Source organism: Desulfovibrio desulfuricans DSM 642 (genome assembly GCF_000420465.1).
Taxonomy (GTDB): domain Bacteria; phylum Desulfobacterota; class Desulfovibrionia; order Desulfovibrionales; family Desulfovibrionaceae; genus Desulfovibrio; species Desulfovibrio desulfuricans.
In genome coordinates this window covers 52,238-68,342 of the sequence record NZ_ATUZ01000002.1, presented here as the reverse complement: position 1 = coordinate 68,342, position 16,105 = coordinate 52,238, and the positions used below count along the sequence as shown (strand labels likewise).

The following is a 16,105-nucleotide window of genomic DNA, read 5'->3' as shown; positions in this document are numbered from 1 at the left end:
TGGCTGACACCGGAAGAATTTCGGGCAAAGAATATAACCTGCAACCCATTGGGAACCACTAACTTACAAGTGGTATACGCAGTGGGGTAAGGTCAACCCAGATTCCCTTTGTCTGGCTTTCATAGATGTCGGCACAGTGAAGCTGAGCGATTTCTTCGAGGCGCATGCCAGTGAAAAGGGCAATCAGAGGGATCCAGTAATAAGAGGGGGATTTGAATTCCTTTCTCGCGAATTTGGGATGCGCAAAGATTTTTGTGAACTCGTCGGCGGAGAACGCCTGACGCAGTTCAATAGCTTGGCGGCTGTCCTTGATCTGAAGATGGGTTGCCGGGTTGGCGTCCAATAGCCCCTCGCGCACATACCACGCAAGCATGCTTCCAACGGCTTCTACAAGAATGTTGACTGTTGTGACACTCAACGTGTCTTGAACTTTCAGGTCGAGCAGCTCCTGGATGCTTTTAGCTCTGAATGCTTTAATTCGTGAGCGGTTAGGTGGGAGCTTTCTCAATGTTTCGCGAAAATGCCGCATGTCCAAACGGGTGATGTCCTTGATAGGCTTGTCGCCAATAATGGTCAGAAATTCTTCCAGGCGTCCCCGGTGGTCCCTCACGCTGTGCTCACGCCATTCACCGTCCTGAAGTTTCTGGCCGATGTACCGTTCCATGGCTTCAGAATAAAGGATTCCTCCCGTCTGCTGCTGGTGAACGTGCGTAGGCACCTCCAGCAAAGCAGGTGGCTCCTGTGCTGTGCATGAGGTGTCGCAAGGTAACTTGCCAAAATCGCGTCCCATGACTTCTTCTTCCATCAAAAAATCGCCTTTGGTGCGGGCAATGTCGATGCGATGCCTGGTGATCTGCATCTCTTTGTATGCTTTCACTATTTGCAGATAGTTTTCCCCTGCAAGCTCATTTCGTGTGAAAGCACCGGAACGAAGCAAGTCAACAATGCATTCTGGCGCAATCTGCTCAAGCAATTGTGGTGAATTACAGTGCAAGAGTAGTTCGATTTGAGACGTCCTGAGCTGGTCGTACGTGATGTTGAGCTTTCCCACAGAGATGTTTTTACGCTCTGAAAGATCTGCGTGGTCCTGCTCCAGCAAGCGCTGGAGCAGGATATTCATGCGACGGCGTATTTCCTTATAATCCAACATAAACCCCTCAAGAATCATATTGCCAATTTCTGCGGATAGCATGCGGGCGCGAAATCGCGCAATCCTCAGGTAGGACGTTTGCAGACTTACGCGCAACTCGGCCCGCCCAAGTGATTTTCGCAGGTTGGCGGGAAAGGCATATCGAAAATAGTAGATTTTTCTTTTGCAATAAAGATACGCAGGGGCTGACTTTTTGTCATCATCCTGGTTGCTGGCGACGGCAGGCACAAGGTTGGAAAGGGCAGGAAGAAGGTGAGGCATGGGGTTTTCTCCTGGCAACGGCAAAACGGGCTTGCGCCCAATTTTGTCGTGCCTTTGACCCCGCGCTTTGACCCCATAAGCTCCCAAGGGCGGGTTTTGGTCTGGTGCCTATGCTGGGCACAAGCCAAAAAAAAGAGTCGTTACAGGCTGTTGCTTGTAACGACTCTTAAAAGATGGTGCCGAAGGGGAGACTCGGCACCATTTGATATGTTGAATTTCAACAGTCTGAAATTGTTGTAATTTATTTTTTGTTCGCGAAGGCTTGTGACCCCGTTTGTGACCCCATAGTAGCTCTGACTTACGTGAAAATCCAGAATAAAAAAGAGGAGTGTGGCATCCAGGGTTTATATCAATTAGTAACTTATTGGCCATGCGAACAATCCTTTCTGCACAGAGAGATTCACCTCTACCCCATCCCCTCACATAGTTTCCAATCAAGTATATCGCCCTGTCAGGCGCTGGTTATTCGTAGATTGAATGAATAATTTTGTGAATGATATTGACATCCATTTTCTATTTCACTAAAGATGAAATTGATCATCGCTTTCGTTTAACAACTTGAGCTGATTGCCTAGCTGATTTTTTGACGGGCAGAGCATCAAAGTTGTTATTTTAAGTTTTGCTATCTGTAGTTTTACCGTTGGTATGGCGCAATAATTATGCTTATTTTGATGTAATCTCTTTTTATACAATTTTAATAACCTGTATTTACATGCAATAATTAGACGAGTGTTATGCTATATTCTTTTAAAAGAAATATTTTTCCAGCTTTTATGATAGTATGTGCATTGCATATTTTAGTATTTTTTTGCATTGCATATATTTTTTCAAGTGATCAGATGGATTTAACAACGCAAAGTGTATCTGAAATTTCAATTCAGTTTGCTGTTGTTCCAGAATCACCCGTAGTTGAAACATCGGCTCCGCAGGTTGCAGAGCCGGAAGTTTACCCTGAGCCTGAACCGGTGATCGATTCCGAGCCGCAGCCTGTTGTTAACCTGCCCAAGCCAAAACCCAAGCAGAAAGACAAGCCCAAATCCAAACCCCGGCCTGAAGCCAAAAAAACGTCATCTACTCCTGTTGATGCTGCGCAAGGTCGGACATCGGAAAATGCTTCGCCCGTCACGGGCCCGGCTTCGCAAAGCGCTCAGCTACGATCTGGTGGGGACTCGGCCATAGTGGTTCGCAGGGTCAAGCCCTCATATCCTGCGCTTTCCCGCCGCATGGGCGAGGAGGGGCGCGTCGTCCTCAACGTGCTGGTGAAAGCGGACGGGACAGCCGGAGCTGTCAGCGTCAAGCGGTCCAGCGGTTTTTCCCGGCTGGATGATGCGGCGAGCAGCGCTGTGCGTGTATGGCGTTTTGAACCGTACAAGATCGGCGGGCTGGCCGCAGATCACGAATATAGTGTTGTGGTCGATTTTTCGTTGACTAATTAGGAGAAAATTAATGGAAAATAAATTTAACTTGATAAGTATATGGGGACATGGCGATGCAGTTACCCATACAGTAGCCATAATACTTTTACTTATGTCAATTGCATCGTGGACAGTGATTGTAATTGGGATTTTAAGACAGCAGAAATTTAAAAAGAATCGTGCAAGATCAAAATATTTTTGGATGAAAGATACGGTTGATGAATCTATTGATAACATTTGCAACAATTCTTCGCCGTGGAAACAGATAGCACTTGAAGGGAGATATGCTTCTCAAGGGTTTTGTTCTACTGCGGCGGATACACAGAACCCAAATGCACATGCGGACTGGATCATTCGCTCAATGGCCAGTGTGCTGGATAAAATTTCATATTACCAGAGTTATGGTCTGGTTCTTCTTTCTTCCATAGGTGCAACAGCCCCCTTTGTAGGGTTGTTTGGCACGGTCTGGGGTATTTACCACACCCTTATTGCCCTGAGCGGCGGCGGGCAGATGAGCATTGACCAGGTTGCAGGGCCTATTGGCGAAGCCCTTGTCATGACGGCCTTTGGTCTGGTTGTGGCTATCCCGGCGGTGCTTGGCAACAACGCCATAGCAAACTGCAATCGCAGGAATCTGCAGGAATTGGGACTGTTTGCCCAAGATCTGCAAACCTATCTTGTCACCGGGCAACGGCCACTCTCTACCAAGTAACCGTAACAAGGAGAAGGTATATGCACGTCGGCGGAAAGAGCTTGAGCGCAAGAATGGATGGCGAGGTTATGAGTGACATAAACGTTACTCCTCTTGTGGATATCATGCTTGTGTTGCTCATTGTATTCATTATCACAGCGCCAGTAATTCATCAGGCTTTTAAACTCAATCTTCCGAAAGAAAATGCACAGAAACATGAGTTGCAGAACTCTGATATAACTATCGAGATATCAGGCGCTGGCGCGTACAGTATGAATGGTAAGCCTGTTACAGAAGATGACTTGCTTACGAAACTTCAAGGTGTTGAGCGTGGAAACGGCGGCGATGCACGTATCAACCTTCATGCAGATGAATCAACGCAATACACTAATATCGCGAGGGTTCTTGCGCTGGCTCAACAGGCTGGTCTTTCCAAAATTGCCTTTGTTACTTCACCTCAAAACGAAATAAGGTAACGATTTGCATTTATAATACAAACCTTAACCGCGGTCTGCGATGTGGATTCGGCATCGAGAGGAGAACTGGGGAATGACGCGAAGAAGAAGGGTTTCTTTGGTGGCGGGGGTTATGATTATGGGCTTGTGCGGTCTGGCAGGGCCAGCACTCGCGGATGATGCAGCAGGGCAAAGTACCGAAGAAAAAAGAGCCCTTGATGTGGTTCATGTCACTGCGCAAAAGCGCTCGGAGGCGGAAAACGCCGTACCCATCAGCATGGAGGTTGTATCGCCCCAAGATCTGAAAGCATCGCATATGACCAGGCTTGAAGATGTAATCGCGGCTACCCCCAACGCAACATTTTCAACCGGACAGGTCGGTGGTTCTCTGTCTCCATTTTTTAGCATACGCGGCGTGGGGTCTGCGGAAATTGAAACGGATCCCTCGGTGGGTGTATTTGTTGACGGTGTGCCGCTTACGCTAACGCACGGTTATTTGAACAACCTGCTTGATGTGGAGCAAGTAGAAGTATTACGTGGCCCGCAAGGTACGCTCTATGGACGCAATACTCTTGGCGGCGCAATCAATGTCACATCCAAGAAGGCCGACCCGAGCAAGCAAGAGGGGTACATAACCATTGGCGCTGGCAATTATGAGCATTATCGCACAGAAGTGATGTCCAATATGCCCTTGTGGGACGGTAAGGCCGCAGTGCGTGTGGCCTTTGGATACAATCAGACCGGGCATGTCTGGGAAAATTACGAAGGGGGCAACCTCGGCAAGCAAAATAATTATCAGGGCCGTTTGAGCTGGTTTATGATGCTTGGCGAAAATACAAGCGTCGATTTCAGCTCTGATATCCAGAAGCAGTATCGCAACGACTCCGCCAGGATGAGCAAGACGGATTATGATGACGGAAACAAAACCTTCAACTGGGACGGTTCTTCCGGTGGCGATATCTCTTCTGGCGGCGCCAAGCTTGAAGTCAATCATGATTTTGACAGCGGCTACAAGCTGACTTCGCTCACCGGCTATCGCAGCACAGCCATGGACTACAAGCAGGCCTACGGTCCAAAAGGCTACTTTGACATAATTAATGCGCAGCATAACACGATGATGGGCTTTACCAACTTTCAATTCAAGAAATACGGCACTTTCAGCGAAAGTTTTGGGCAGATATCGCAAGAACTACGCCTGGCCTCGCCGGAAAATGAAGCTTTCAAGTATGTTGCTGGTGTTTATGGGGACTTTAACCGCGCCGACCGTCTGAACAGTCAGACTAATGGCTGGGACAAGGGCTCGCCCTGGGTGCCGAGTACCTTGTCTGGCGATCACGGCAGCATTGATTTGCGTGGTCAGCAAAATGCATGGTCTGTTGCCGCATTTGGCAATGCCTCTTACGATTTTAACCAATATTGGCAGGTTTTTGGCGGCGTCCGTGTGGGGTATGACAAAAAGGAATATGAATTTAACACCTCATCAAACCTTGGTGATGCGTATCTTGATGAATACTGGAGAATTCCTGGCAAGACCATGATCAAGAATTACGATGGGGAGTGGGATAAACTGTACTGGATGCCGCGCGGCGGCATCAAATACAGCTTTGATGAATTCAATAACGTTTATTTCAGCGTAAGTACCGGCTATAAGGCTGGCGGCTTTAATACGTCTCTTTTCTACGACAAGCCCGCCTTCAAATACGACGAAGAAACCACCGTAAACTACGAACTGGGAATGAAAAATTCCTTTTACGATGGCCGCATTACCCTGAACACCGCGCTCTTCTACATTGACTGGAGAGACCAGCAGGTGTTGGCATATGATTCCTCCACAAACATGACTCCCATTATCAATGCACCACAGAGCCGTTCCTATGGCTTTGAGGCAGACCTTGCCGGCAAGTTTGACAACGGTATCCATGCAAGCGTTGGCGTGGGCTATGCGGACGCGACCTATGTGGACTTTAAGAATGCCCCTGCAACGGCTGGCGGCCGCACCATCAACGCCAGCGGTAATCAGCAGCAGTATCACTCCAAGTTTACTGGGCGGAGCACGGTCGGTTATGAGTACGAATTGCCCTGGGACAAGCTTGTGGCGGGTATTGATCTGACCTTCCGCTATCGTTCAAATTACTACTACGACATTGAAAACAGGCTTGAGCAGGCCGGATATGGTACGTTTGACCTGAATCTCGGCGTCAAGAACGATAAGTACGAGGTGAACCTCTGGGGCCGCAACCTGCTGAATCAGGCGGCTACGGCCTCGCAGTTCTATGTGAACGCCATGAACCCGTCATACGACCAGAACACCTTGGTGACTCTTATTGACCCAATGATGTTCGGTGTTGATTTTACGCTGAAATTTTAGCCGAGGTCTCATTGAAGTGTGCTTTCTCTGTAGCGTGGTATCCGCGCAGCAGAGAAAGCGCACTTCATGGCGGAGAATTCAATGAAGTGCGCGGTTCTTGCTTCTGCTGTCATAGCGAGCCTCCTTACCGGCTGCTACGGGCGGTCAGATACTGAAGTTCAGGGCTATGTTGAAGGTGATTTTGTCAGAGTTTCTCTGCCTGCAAGCGGTATTGTTGAAACCCTCTCTGTTTCGCGCGGCAGTCATGTAAAGGTGGGAGAAACCCTTTTTACCCTCGACAGCAACAGGGAAAAAGCCGCTCTGGACAAGGCCCGCTCCGAGCTTGAGGCCGCAAAGGCGGAAGTATCCAATCTACTTTCTGCGGAACGGAATGATGAAATAGAAGCCTTGCAGTCTGGCATTGCAGAGCTCAAGGCCCAGCTTGCCTACACCGCAGCGTCGTATCGCCGTAAATTGAATCTCAGCCACAGCGGTGCTGCGTCAATGGATGAAGTTGAGCGCCTGCGGTCAGAGGAATCGGCCACGAGGGCAAAAATCCGCGCCAGCGAAAGCCGTCTGCGTTTGGCCCAACTGAGCATTGGGCGCGAAGGCGAAATTGAAGCCGCGCAAAAGATGCTGCAATTCCGTCAGGCCGCTGTGCGCGAGGCAGAGGCGAATCTGGCTCTGCGACAAGCGATTGCGCCTGCCGATGCCGTGGTAAACGATATCATCTACCGACCGGGAGAAACCATAGCGAGTGGACAGGCTGTCGTGGAACTGCTGCCTCCGGGGAACATCAAGGCCCGTTTTTTTCTTTCCCCGACCCAGGTTGGCTGGACGTCCGCAGAACCGGAAATTCTGCTGCAATGCGAAGGTTGCGGCAAAGGCATCCCCGCTCGCGTAAATTTTGTTTCTTCCGAGGCTGCCTACAGGCCGCCGGTGCTTTATTCGCGTAACGAGTCGGGCAAGCTGGCCTTTATGGTTGAAGCGGTTCCTCTTGAGTCTTGCGCGCAACTACGCCCGGGGCTGCCCGTGACGGGAGTTTTCCATAAATGACAAACGCCATCGAAGTGCAGGGCCTTACCAAAACGTTTGGCAATGTTACTGTGGTAGATTCCGTGTCGTTCAGCGTTCCAGAGGGCCAGATTGTTGGTTTTCTTGGCCCCAACGGATCAGGAAAAACCACGACCCTGCGGATGATGTGCGGCCTGCTGACGCCGGATAAAGGCACTGGCACCTGCCTTGGGCTCGATATCCTGACGCAGGCGGATCAGATCAAACTACAGGTGGGGTACATGCCTCAGCGTTTTTCGCTTTATGAAGACATGACTCTTGAAGAAAATCTTGCCTTTACAGCCCGCATTTATGGGTTGAGCAATGTGCGCCGTGAAATCCAGAGCGTGCTGCACCGACTGGGATTGTGGGAGCAGCGCAAAAAGCTGGCCGGGTCGCTCTCTGGCGGGTGGAAGCAACGGTTGGCACTGGCAAGCTGCGTGATGCACAAGCCCAAGGTATTGCTTCTGGATGAACCCACCGCAGGGGTGGACCCTACCGCCCGGCGGGAATTTTGGGAGCAGATACATGCACTGGCGGCAGAGGGTATTACCGTGCTTGTGTCAACACACTATATGGATGAGGCGGAGCGCTGTCACAGCATTGCCTACATTGCCTATGGCAAACTGCTGGCTTGCGGCACAAGCCGCGAGCTTATCAAACGGTTTCCCATGAAAATGTACTCCGCATGCCTCAAGCCAGACCTGGCGCCAGCAATTCTTACCCGCATAGCGCAGCGGCTTGAGTCGCAAAACCATGTGGATGTGGTTATACCCTTTGGCAATGACCTGCACGTGGGCGGCGCAGATGCAGCCCTGCTTGAAGAGGCGATCCGCCCCTGGCGGCACGACCCGGCACTGGTGTGGTCAGACGCCGAGGCATCGCTTGAGGATCTGTTTATTCTGCTCATGAACCGTGCCCTGAAAGATATGAAGATGGGGCTGGCCTGATGTTCAGAGGATTTTCCCTAAGGCGTTTTGTGGCTTTGCTGACTAAGGAACTGATCCAGATGAAGCGCGACCGGGCAACGTTTTCCATGTTGCTCAGCGTGCCGCTTATGGAAATTCTTCTGTTTGGCTATGCGATCAATGCCGACCCAAAGCATCTGCCCACCCTTGTGGTTGATGGTGATCAGTCGGTTATGAGCCGTTCGTTTGTAAGTTCCCTGGAAGTATCGGGCTATTTTTTGATCACCAACCGCAATGCAACGGAAGCTGAGTCGCAGCGGGCGCTGGCCAACGGTTCCACCCAGTTTGTCATCAATATTCCCGTAGATTTTTCACGAAAGGTTGCCAGGGGCGAACGCCCCGAGGTGCTGGTCGAGGCTGACGCAACCGATCCTTCCGCCACTTCCGCCGCCATAGCTGCCCTGTCCGGGCTTGCGGCAAAAGCCATAAATGCGGATCTCACCGGGCCGCTTTCTGAATTGAAGCAGGGGAGCCCGCCGTACTCGTTGCTGGTGCACCGCAAGTATAACGAAGAAAACGAATCGGCGTTCAGCGTGGTTCCCGGTATCCTTGGCGTGGTGCTTTCATCAACTATGATCATGATGACTTCCATAGCCATGACCCGCGAACGTGAACGTGGAACCCTGGAAAGTCTGCTGGTGGCCCCCATTCGGCCCCTAGAGATGATGCTTGGCAAGATTTCGCCCTACATTCTTATCGGATTCGGTCAGATACTGGTTATTCTTACCGCTGCAAAGGTTCTTTTCCATGTGCCAATGATGGGTTCCATGGCTTTGCTGTTTCTGGTGTGCGTGGTTTTTATCTGCGCAAATCTGGCACTTGGATTCATTTTTTCATCCATTGCCAAAAACCAGATGCAGGCCAATCAGGCTTCTTCGGGTTTTCTGCTGCCGTCCATCATATTGTCTGGGTTTATGTTTCCGTATCGGGGTATGCCAGATTGGGCGCAATGGCTTGGTGAAATATTGCCGGTAACGCATTTTTTGCGGATTGTGCGCGGGATTCTTCTTAAGGGTAACACCCTTGCTGATATCTGGGTGGATTTTGGCGCGTTAGTGCTGATTCTGGCAGTTGTCTGCACGCTGTCCATCCGCTGCTACCGCCGTACGCTGGATTAGGCCTTTCCAACCTGGGCGCACAGCTGAATTTGGATATATTCTTTAGCTTATAGGCATCAACTGAAGGCAACAGTTGTAAATTTCAAGGATGCGTATGTTTGCAATGTTATCACGAAAGCCTTTTTCTGTATGGAGTCTGATAGCCAGCCTCTACACTACGCAATACCTCGGGCTGAGCTTTTTTTCAGTTGCGCTTGTTGCCATATTGCGCAAGCAGGGTGCGCCTCTTGAGCAGATAAGCTCCGTTTATGCCCTTGGCATGATTGGAGCCTGCAAATTTTTGTGGGCTCCCTTGGTGGATAAAATTCGTTTCACACCACGAATTGGTCATTTTCGCGGTTGGCTGATCTTGATGCAGTCGCTCCTCGTTGTGGTGCTTTGTGCTATCGCAAGCCTGGATGTGCAAACAGACTTTGGCTCTGTTTATCTGCTGTGCATCGTCATAGCCCTGTGCGGAGCAACCCAGGATATCGCAACAGATGGCCTGGTATGCTCCATCCTTTCCAAAGAAGAGCGGGGCATCGGCAATGGCATTCAGACTGCCGGGGGCATGCTCGGCTTTATGATAGGCGCAGGCTTTGTGTTGATGGCATACCCCAGCCTTGGCTGGCGTCAGTCTGTCTTGATTCTGGCTCTGGGCACTGCCGTGTCATTGGTGCAACTGCTTTTCTTTATTGAAGATGAATTGCAAATTCAAAAGCAAAGTGGTTTGCAGGCCGCTGTCAGGCTTGTAGGGTTTTGGCGGCAGCCGGGTATGGCATCCTGGCTTGTGATGCTGCTGCTTTTCCCCATGGGAATTACAGTTGCCTACAGTCTGTTGACGCCAATTCTGGTGGATAATCATTGGTCGCTTGAACGCATCGGGTTTTATGTGGATGTGCTCGGTCCAGTTATGGGCATTGCTTCCAGCTTGTTCGCAGGGTGGATGATTTCCCGCCATGGACGGAGTTTCACCATGAATTACTGCCTGGGGATGCAGCTGCTCAGTATTGCAGCGGTACTTTTTATGGCCATGGGAAACGTGAGCACAAGTATGGTCGTAGCTGCGGTCATGGCTCATTTTCTGGGCTATGTGCCGTCAGTCACCATGCTTAGCACGCTGATGATGGATCATGCATCCAAAGAAAGTCCGGCAACGGACTACACAGTGCAGTTCAGCATATATCAGTTTTTTGCAATGGGCATGGGGGGCACGGGCATGGTCATGGCTGGTCGCTTGGGTTACAGTGCAACTATTTGCGCAGCGTTGGCCTGCTCGGCGCTAGGGGGCATCTTCGCCAGATTTTATGTGTCCTCCTCTGCAAAAAAAGAACCCCGCGCGCCTGTGGCTTAAGCGCGCGAACGGCCCCTTAACAAAGGCGGCTGGCACGATGAATATTCGCGGCAGCACACTTGTTGCCGCAACACAACTGCTTCCGGCAAGCGAGATGAGGTGAATATGTTTTACGCGCATGATCTTGGATGGCCGATAAAGGAGATAGAGCGCTACAGGGCGGAAGGTTACTGGCGTGAAGAAACGCTAAACACCTTTCTGAGTGATCTGGCGCGTAAGCACACAGGGCATCTTGCTGTTATTGATGGCGAGTTTTGCCTTACCTATGCTGAGCTGGAGCAAAAGGTGGCTCAGGCCGCCGCCGGGCTTGCCGCGCTTGGGCTCACAGCGGGGCAAACGGTAGTTTTGCAGTTGCCAAACTGCTGGGAATTTGTGGTTGCCTTTTTTGCCCTTGTCCGCCTTGGGGTTGCCCCGGTTATGGCTCTGCCAGCGCATCGAAAGACAGAGATTTCCGCATTTGTGGAGGCGGCTGGCGCAAAAGCCTATATCTGCGCCGACGAGGCGTCAGGCTTTGACTACCGCACGTTGGCTCGCGAACTGCAACAGCAGTACCCCGGCCTTGATCACGTAGTTGTGCGCGGCAATGCAGAGGAGTTTGTTCCTTTCCAATCCTTGTTTGGCACCGGTTTTGCTTTGCCGCAAGACCCTGCCATGCCCGACTCTCTGCTCTGTTTTCTGCTTTCGGGCGGCACCACGAGCACCCCAAAGCTGATTGCGCGCGTCCATTGTGAATACCTCTGTTCAGTCCGTTACAACGCCGCCGCCAACGGGTTCGATGCCTCAACCGTCTATCTGGCCACCTTGCCTATGGCGCACAACTTTCCGCTGGCCGCACCTGGTCTGCTGGGAACCCTTTTATGCGGCGGAACCCTGGTCATAGCCGAAAATCCCGATCCAGACACCTGCTTTGACCTGATAGACAAGCATTCCGTCACCAGCACCGCCCTTGTGCCGCCTGCGGCGATTCTCTGGTGCGATATGGCGGAACTGCTGGATCGTGAGGGGGATTTTCCCAGTTTACAGAGCATCCAGGTTGGTGGGGCGCGCGTGAGTGAAGAACTTGCACGGCGCACCATAAGAGTATTCGGCTGCCGCTTTCAGAATGTTTTCGGCATGTCTGAAGGACTGGTGAGCATGACCCGCATGGATATGGATGAAGAAACGGTTTGCAGCACACAGGGAAAACCCGTGTGCCCGGCGGACGAGTTTCGTATCGTTGACGCCGCAGGCAAGGAGGTGTCGGACAATACCGTCGGTGGTTTGCAGATTCGCGGGCCATACACCATCCATGCCTATTACAAACGGCCAGATGTCGATGCGGAATCGTTTACCACTGATGGATTTTTTCGCACTGGGGACCTTGCGCGGCGTAGGCCTGACGGGTGCATGGTGCTTGAAGGGCGGGAAAAGGATCAAATCCAGCGTTGCGGAGAAAAAATAACTCCCGAAGAAGTGGAAAATGTACTCGTAACCTGCCAGGGAGTGCGTGATGCCGTGCTTGTGGGCATTCCGGACGAGCATCTGGGCGAGCGTATATGCGCTTTTATCCATGTGCACGAGCACGATGACGACGGTTTGAACGCACGCTCGCTACGTCTTTTTTTACAACAGAACGGTCTGACGACCTTCAAGATCCCCGATCAGTTTGTATTTGTTCCTTCGTTTCCCTGCACTGCGGTGGGCAAAAATAACCGTCGCAGCTTGCGCGAGCAGCTTCTGATGCAATATCAGCAACATATTGCAGAAGCTAAAGGAGCAGAACATGAATGCTGAAGCTCCGATACTATCGCGCCTCGGCTTGCGCCGCTGGATTGCGGAAGTTCTTGATTGCTCCCCGGAATTGATAGGAGACGAAGATTCCCTCATAGAGCTTGGCATGAGTTCGCTCATGATGATGCGCCTGCCTGTTATGCTCAAAAAAGCTGGCGTTAGCGTCAAGCTTGCGGATATGCTGAAAGATGCAACCTTGGGAAGCTGGGTTCGGTTGGTGGAGCAGGGCAGAAGATGCTCTGTGGAGCAGGAGCCGGAACGCATCATCGACGGGCAGCCCTTTGCGCTCACGGATATGCAGCGGGCTTACTGGCTGGGGCGTCAAACGGTTTTTCCCCTGGGGGGAATTGCCGCGCACGGCTATCTGGAAATTCATGAGCCAAAGGGAAAATTTGATCTGCCGCGTCTGGAAAAAGCCCTCAACCAGACAATACTGGCCCATCCCATGCTGCGGACAGTGCTGACGCCAGATGGGCAGCAAAAGGTGCTGCCAGAGGTTCCCTGGTACCGTATACACAGCCGTTGCGGCACGCATGCCACGGCAGAGTGCAGGGAGGAGATGCGGGCGGAAGTGCTGCCAGCGGAAACGTGGCCGCTGTTTAACATATGCGTGAGCGGAACGGACAACGCGCCTTGCGCATATCTCCATATCAGCTTTGATATCCTGCTGCTTGATGTGGCCTCTCTGGCTTTGTGGCTGAACGAGCTGCACGGTCTTTACACTGGGCAGCAGAAAAAAGCCTGCATCAGTAACAGACAGTTCTCACAATATGTAGCGCAAGCTGAGGCCAGCAAAGAACTGGCGTCTGCAAAGAGGCACCGGGAGTGGTGGCAGGCGCGCGCGGCGCAGTTGCCCCTAGCGCCCCAGTTGCCGTTTGCCCATCAGCCAAGAGAACTCACGCCGCCCGTCATAGGTCGGCTTGCGTCGCACATGCAGGCCGATGCATGGCAAAGCCTCAAAAGTCACGCGGCAAGGGCTGGGGTGACAGCTGCGGGAATGTTCGCTGCCATTCTTGGTGAAACTCTTTCGCGGTTCAGCCGTTCGCCTCACATGACGCTGAACCTGACCCTGTTTGACCGGGCAGGGGAAAGAGCAGCCTATGACGGCGTGTTGGGTGATTTTACCTCAATGCTGCCGGTGACGGTGCGCGCTGGTGCGGGGCAGACTTTTCTTGCGCTATGCCGCGCCGCCCATGAGGATATTTGTCAGGCGCTGTCGCATGCGGATATCAGCGGGGCCGAGGTCAATGCAATCATCGCCCGCGCTCACGCTACACCCAACGAAAACCCACTTCCCGTTGTGTTGACCTGCGCCACGGGCATTGCAGGCGGCAGCTATCTGGATGCGGCTTCACGCTTCGGAGAGCTGATTTTTGCCTGCAATCAGGCTCCGCAGACATGGATAGACGCGCAGGTTGTGGAATATCGCGATGGACTTTCGCTGGTTTGGGATTATCCCCAAGGTCTTTTCCCTCCCGACCTTATTGAAAGCATGTTTGAGAAGTTTGTAGCTCTGGCCCATGCCCTGTCGGACGGCGGGGTGTGGGGGATGTCTGCTCAGACCGTGCGGCAGCCGCGTATCCAGCCAGCATCTCTGGCCTTGTTGCCGCCTGCCCGGCAGAGCCTGACAGGGCCTTTTTTGAAGCGCGCCGCGTCCTGCCCTGCGGCAACCGCCCTCATTACACCCGAGAAGACGCTCTCTTACGGCGAACTGGATAGGCTCAGCGGGGATCTGGCCCGTCGGCTGACCTCGGAGCCGCTGCTCAACAAGGGGGAACTGGTTGGCATTGCCCTTCCCAAGGGATGGCTTCAGGTGGTGGCCGTACTGGCGGTGCTGCGCGCTGGGGCGGCATACTTGCCCATGAACGTCAACGACCCGCAAAGCCGTATTTTGACCATCCTTGCGGAAGGCGGCGTTCGTCTTGCCCTGTGCGATGGGAAAAAACAAGGATTTCTGGCTGACGCAGACTGCCAGCTTGCAGAAATTTCTGTCGAAAACACACCTCTGCTGCTTGCGGATTTTTCCGGAAATGACACGGGGGGTACAAGGGCAACTGGAGCTGGCAAGAAGCAATCCAGCGGACAGACTGTTGCGGCTGACGCCTCGGTGGATGTCGATCCGGAAGCCACGGCCTATGTGATTTTTACTTCTGGGTCCACGGGCAAACCCAAGGGCGTGGCAGTTTCGCATCAATCCGCGCTGAATACGATTTTAGATGTCAATTCCAGGAATGCCGTGGGCCCAAATGACAGGGTGTTTGGCATCTCACAACTCAACTTTGATCTTTCCGTCTACGATATCTTCGGCACTCTGGCGGCTGGCGCGGCTTTGGTTTTGCCACAGGACGCGGATTTTGCCGAACCTCTGGAGTGGGTAAGGCTGGTGGAGCATACGCAGGTTACTGTGTGGAACTCTGTGCCAGCGCTGGCGCAATTGCTGCTGGATTCAGCCAAAGCCACAGGAGGAGGCCTGAAGCATTTGCGCCTCTTTATGCTCAGTGGAGACTGGCTGCCAGTAGAATTGGCCGCCAGCATCCTTGCCTTGCCGCAAGAACCGCGTCTGGTCAGCATGGGCGGAGCGACAGAAGCCGCAATCTGGTCAGTTGAAAAAGTTGTGGATGCGCTTTTGCCGGGGCAGAAGACAGTTCCTTATGGAAAACCGCTTTCCGGTCAGATGCTCTACGTTCTGGATGCATCCATGAGGCCATGCCCCCTGTGGGTACCCGGCGAAATATACATCGCGGGAGTGGGGCTCGCGCAGGAATATCTGCACAGGCCGGAACTGACGGAACAATCGTTTTTTTCTCACCCTCAGACTGGCGAGCGGCTCTACCGAACCGGCGACTGGGGAAGAATGCTGCCTGATGGCGATATTGAATTTATGGGCCGCGATGACACGCAGGTCAAAATCAACGGCATGCGCATTGAGCTTGGTGAAATTGAATCAGCCATTGCAGAGATGCCCGGTGTGCGGCAGGCCGTTGCCGTTGTGGCCGAGCACTCGCAGAGTATAAAAATCGTGGCTTTTGCCCAGCCGGACGGAGATCACAAGTTGGACGCCCAGCGTATCGGCCTGGCCCTGAAAGGTCGGTTGCCTTATTCCTGGCTGCCAGCGGAAATTTGTCTGGAATCAACATTCCCGCTCACTGCCAACGGCAAGGTTGACCGGCGCGCCTTGACTGCCCGGGCAAAGACCTCCCTGAGCAAGCCCCGCGCCAGAGAGGCGTCTGTTCCTGAAACAAAGGCCGAGCAGCAGATAGCGGATGCGTGGGCATCCGTGCTCAATGGAGCGCGGCCGGGCGTATCGGTATCCTTTTTTGATGCAGGCGGGACTTCATTTCTTGCCATGCAGCTGTCCACCAGGCTCACGGCGGTATTGCAGCGGCCTGTGCCTGTTCTTTCTGTTTTTCAGTACACAACCATAGCCAGTCAGGCGAAGCACCTCATTGATGCCGAAGTGCTCTGTTCCACAGAATCCGGGCACACTCAAGGCCGCGTTGAAAAGCTCCGCGCCATGGCGTCCCGCGTCCGCCCCAGGAGGTAA

General features: G+C 52.6%; 11 protein-coding genes. 10 read left to right on the top strand and 1 reads right to left on the bottom strand.

Annotated features, from left to right (window positions below):
* Positions 1-58: 58 nt before the first annotated feature.
* Positions 59-1,411 carry a DUF6538 domain-containing protein gene (locus G449_RS0100710; protein WP_022657391.1) on the bottom strand — a complete coding sequence of 451 codons (1,353 nt, stop codon included), beginning with the start codon at positions 1,409-1,411 and terminating at the stop codon, positions 59-61.
* 734 nt (positions 1,412-2,145) lie between these two features.
* Here G449_RS0100710 and G449_RS15385 point away from each other — a divergent pair.
* From G449_RS15385 to G449_RS0100660, 10 genes are all read left to right on the top strand, one after another.
* The gene (locus G449_RS15385; RefSeq protein WP_081640419.1) at positions 2,146-2,847 is read left to right on the top strand and encodes an energy transducer TonB; all 702 of its coding nucleotides are present in this window, start codon (positions 2,146-2,148) and stop codon (positions 2,845-2,847) included.
* 10 nt (positions 2,848-2,857) lie between these two features.
* Positions 2,858-3,538 carry a MotA/TolQ/ExbB proton channel family protein gene (locus G449_RS18680; RefSeq protein WP_022657389.1) on the top strand — a complete coding sequence of 227 codons (681 nt, stop codon included), beginning with the start codon at positions 2,858-2,860 and terminating at the stop codon, positions 3,536-3,538.
* A 20-nt stretch (positions 3,539-3,558) separates the two neighbouring features.
* Positions 3,559-3,993, top strand: a complete 435-nt coding sequence (locus G449_RS0100695) for an ExbD/TolR family protein (protein WP_022657388.1) — start codon at positions 3,559-3,561, stop codon at positions 3,991-3,993.
* A gap of 73 nt (positions 3,994-4,066) precedes the next feature.
* On the top strand, positions 4,067-6,340 hold the full coding sequence (locus G449_RS0100690; protein WP_159060400.1) for a TonB-dependent receptor: 2,274 nt from the start codon (positions 4,067-4,069) through the stop codon (positions 6,338-6,340).
* An 81-nt stretch (positions 6,341-6,421) separates the two neighbouring features.
* The gene (locus G449_RS0100685) at positions 6,422-7,375 is read left to right on the top strand and encodes an HlyD family secretion protein (RefSeq protein ID WP_022657386.1); all 954 of its coding nucleotides are present in this window, start codon (positions 6,422-6,424) and stop codon (positions 7,373-7,375) included.
* Positions 7,372-8,322 carry an ABC transporter ATP-binding protein gene (locus G449_RS0100680; protein WP_022657385.1) on the top strand — a complete coding sequence of 317 codons (951 nt, stop codon included), beginning with the start codon at positions 7,372-7,374 and terminating at the stop codon, positions 8,320-8,322. Before G449_RS0100685 ends, G449_RS0100680 begins: the two co-directional genes overlap by 4 nt.
* Positions 8,323-8,351: 29 nt before the next feature.
* Complete coding sequence (locus tag G449_RS0100675; RefSeq protein WP_245559795.1) at positions 8,352-9,458, top strand: ABC transporter permease; 1,107 nt, start codon at positions 8,352-8,354, stop codon at positions 9,456-9,458.
* Between the two features lie 94 nt (positions 9,459-9,552).
* The gene (locus G449_RS15380; protein WP_022657383.1) at positions 9,553-10,791 is read left to right on the top strand and encodes an MFS transporter; all 1,239 of its coding nucleotides are present in this window, start codon (positions 9,553-9,555) and stop codon (positions 10,789-10,791) included.
* A gap of 105 nt (positions 10,792-10,896) precedes the next feature.
* A complete protein-coding gene (locus tag G449_RS0100665; RefSeq protein WP_022657382.1) occupies positions 10,897-12,564 on the top strand; it encodes a (2,3-dihydroxybenzoyl)adenylate synthase in 1,668 nt (555 codons plus the stop codon).
* Positions 12,554-16,105 (top strand): non-ribosomal peptide synthetase, encoded by a 3,552-nt coding sequence (locus G449_RS0100660; protein WP_022657381.1) that lies wholly within the window; start codon positions 12,554-12,556, stop codon positions 16,103-16,105. The genes G449_RS0100665 and G449_RS0100660 overlap by 11 nt, the downstream gene beginning before the upstream one ends.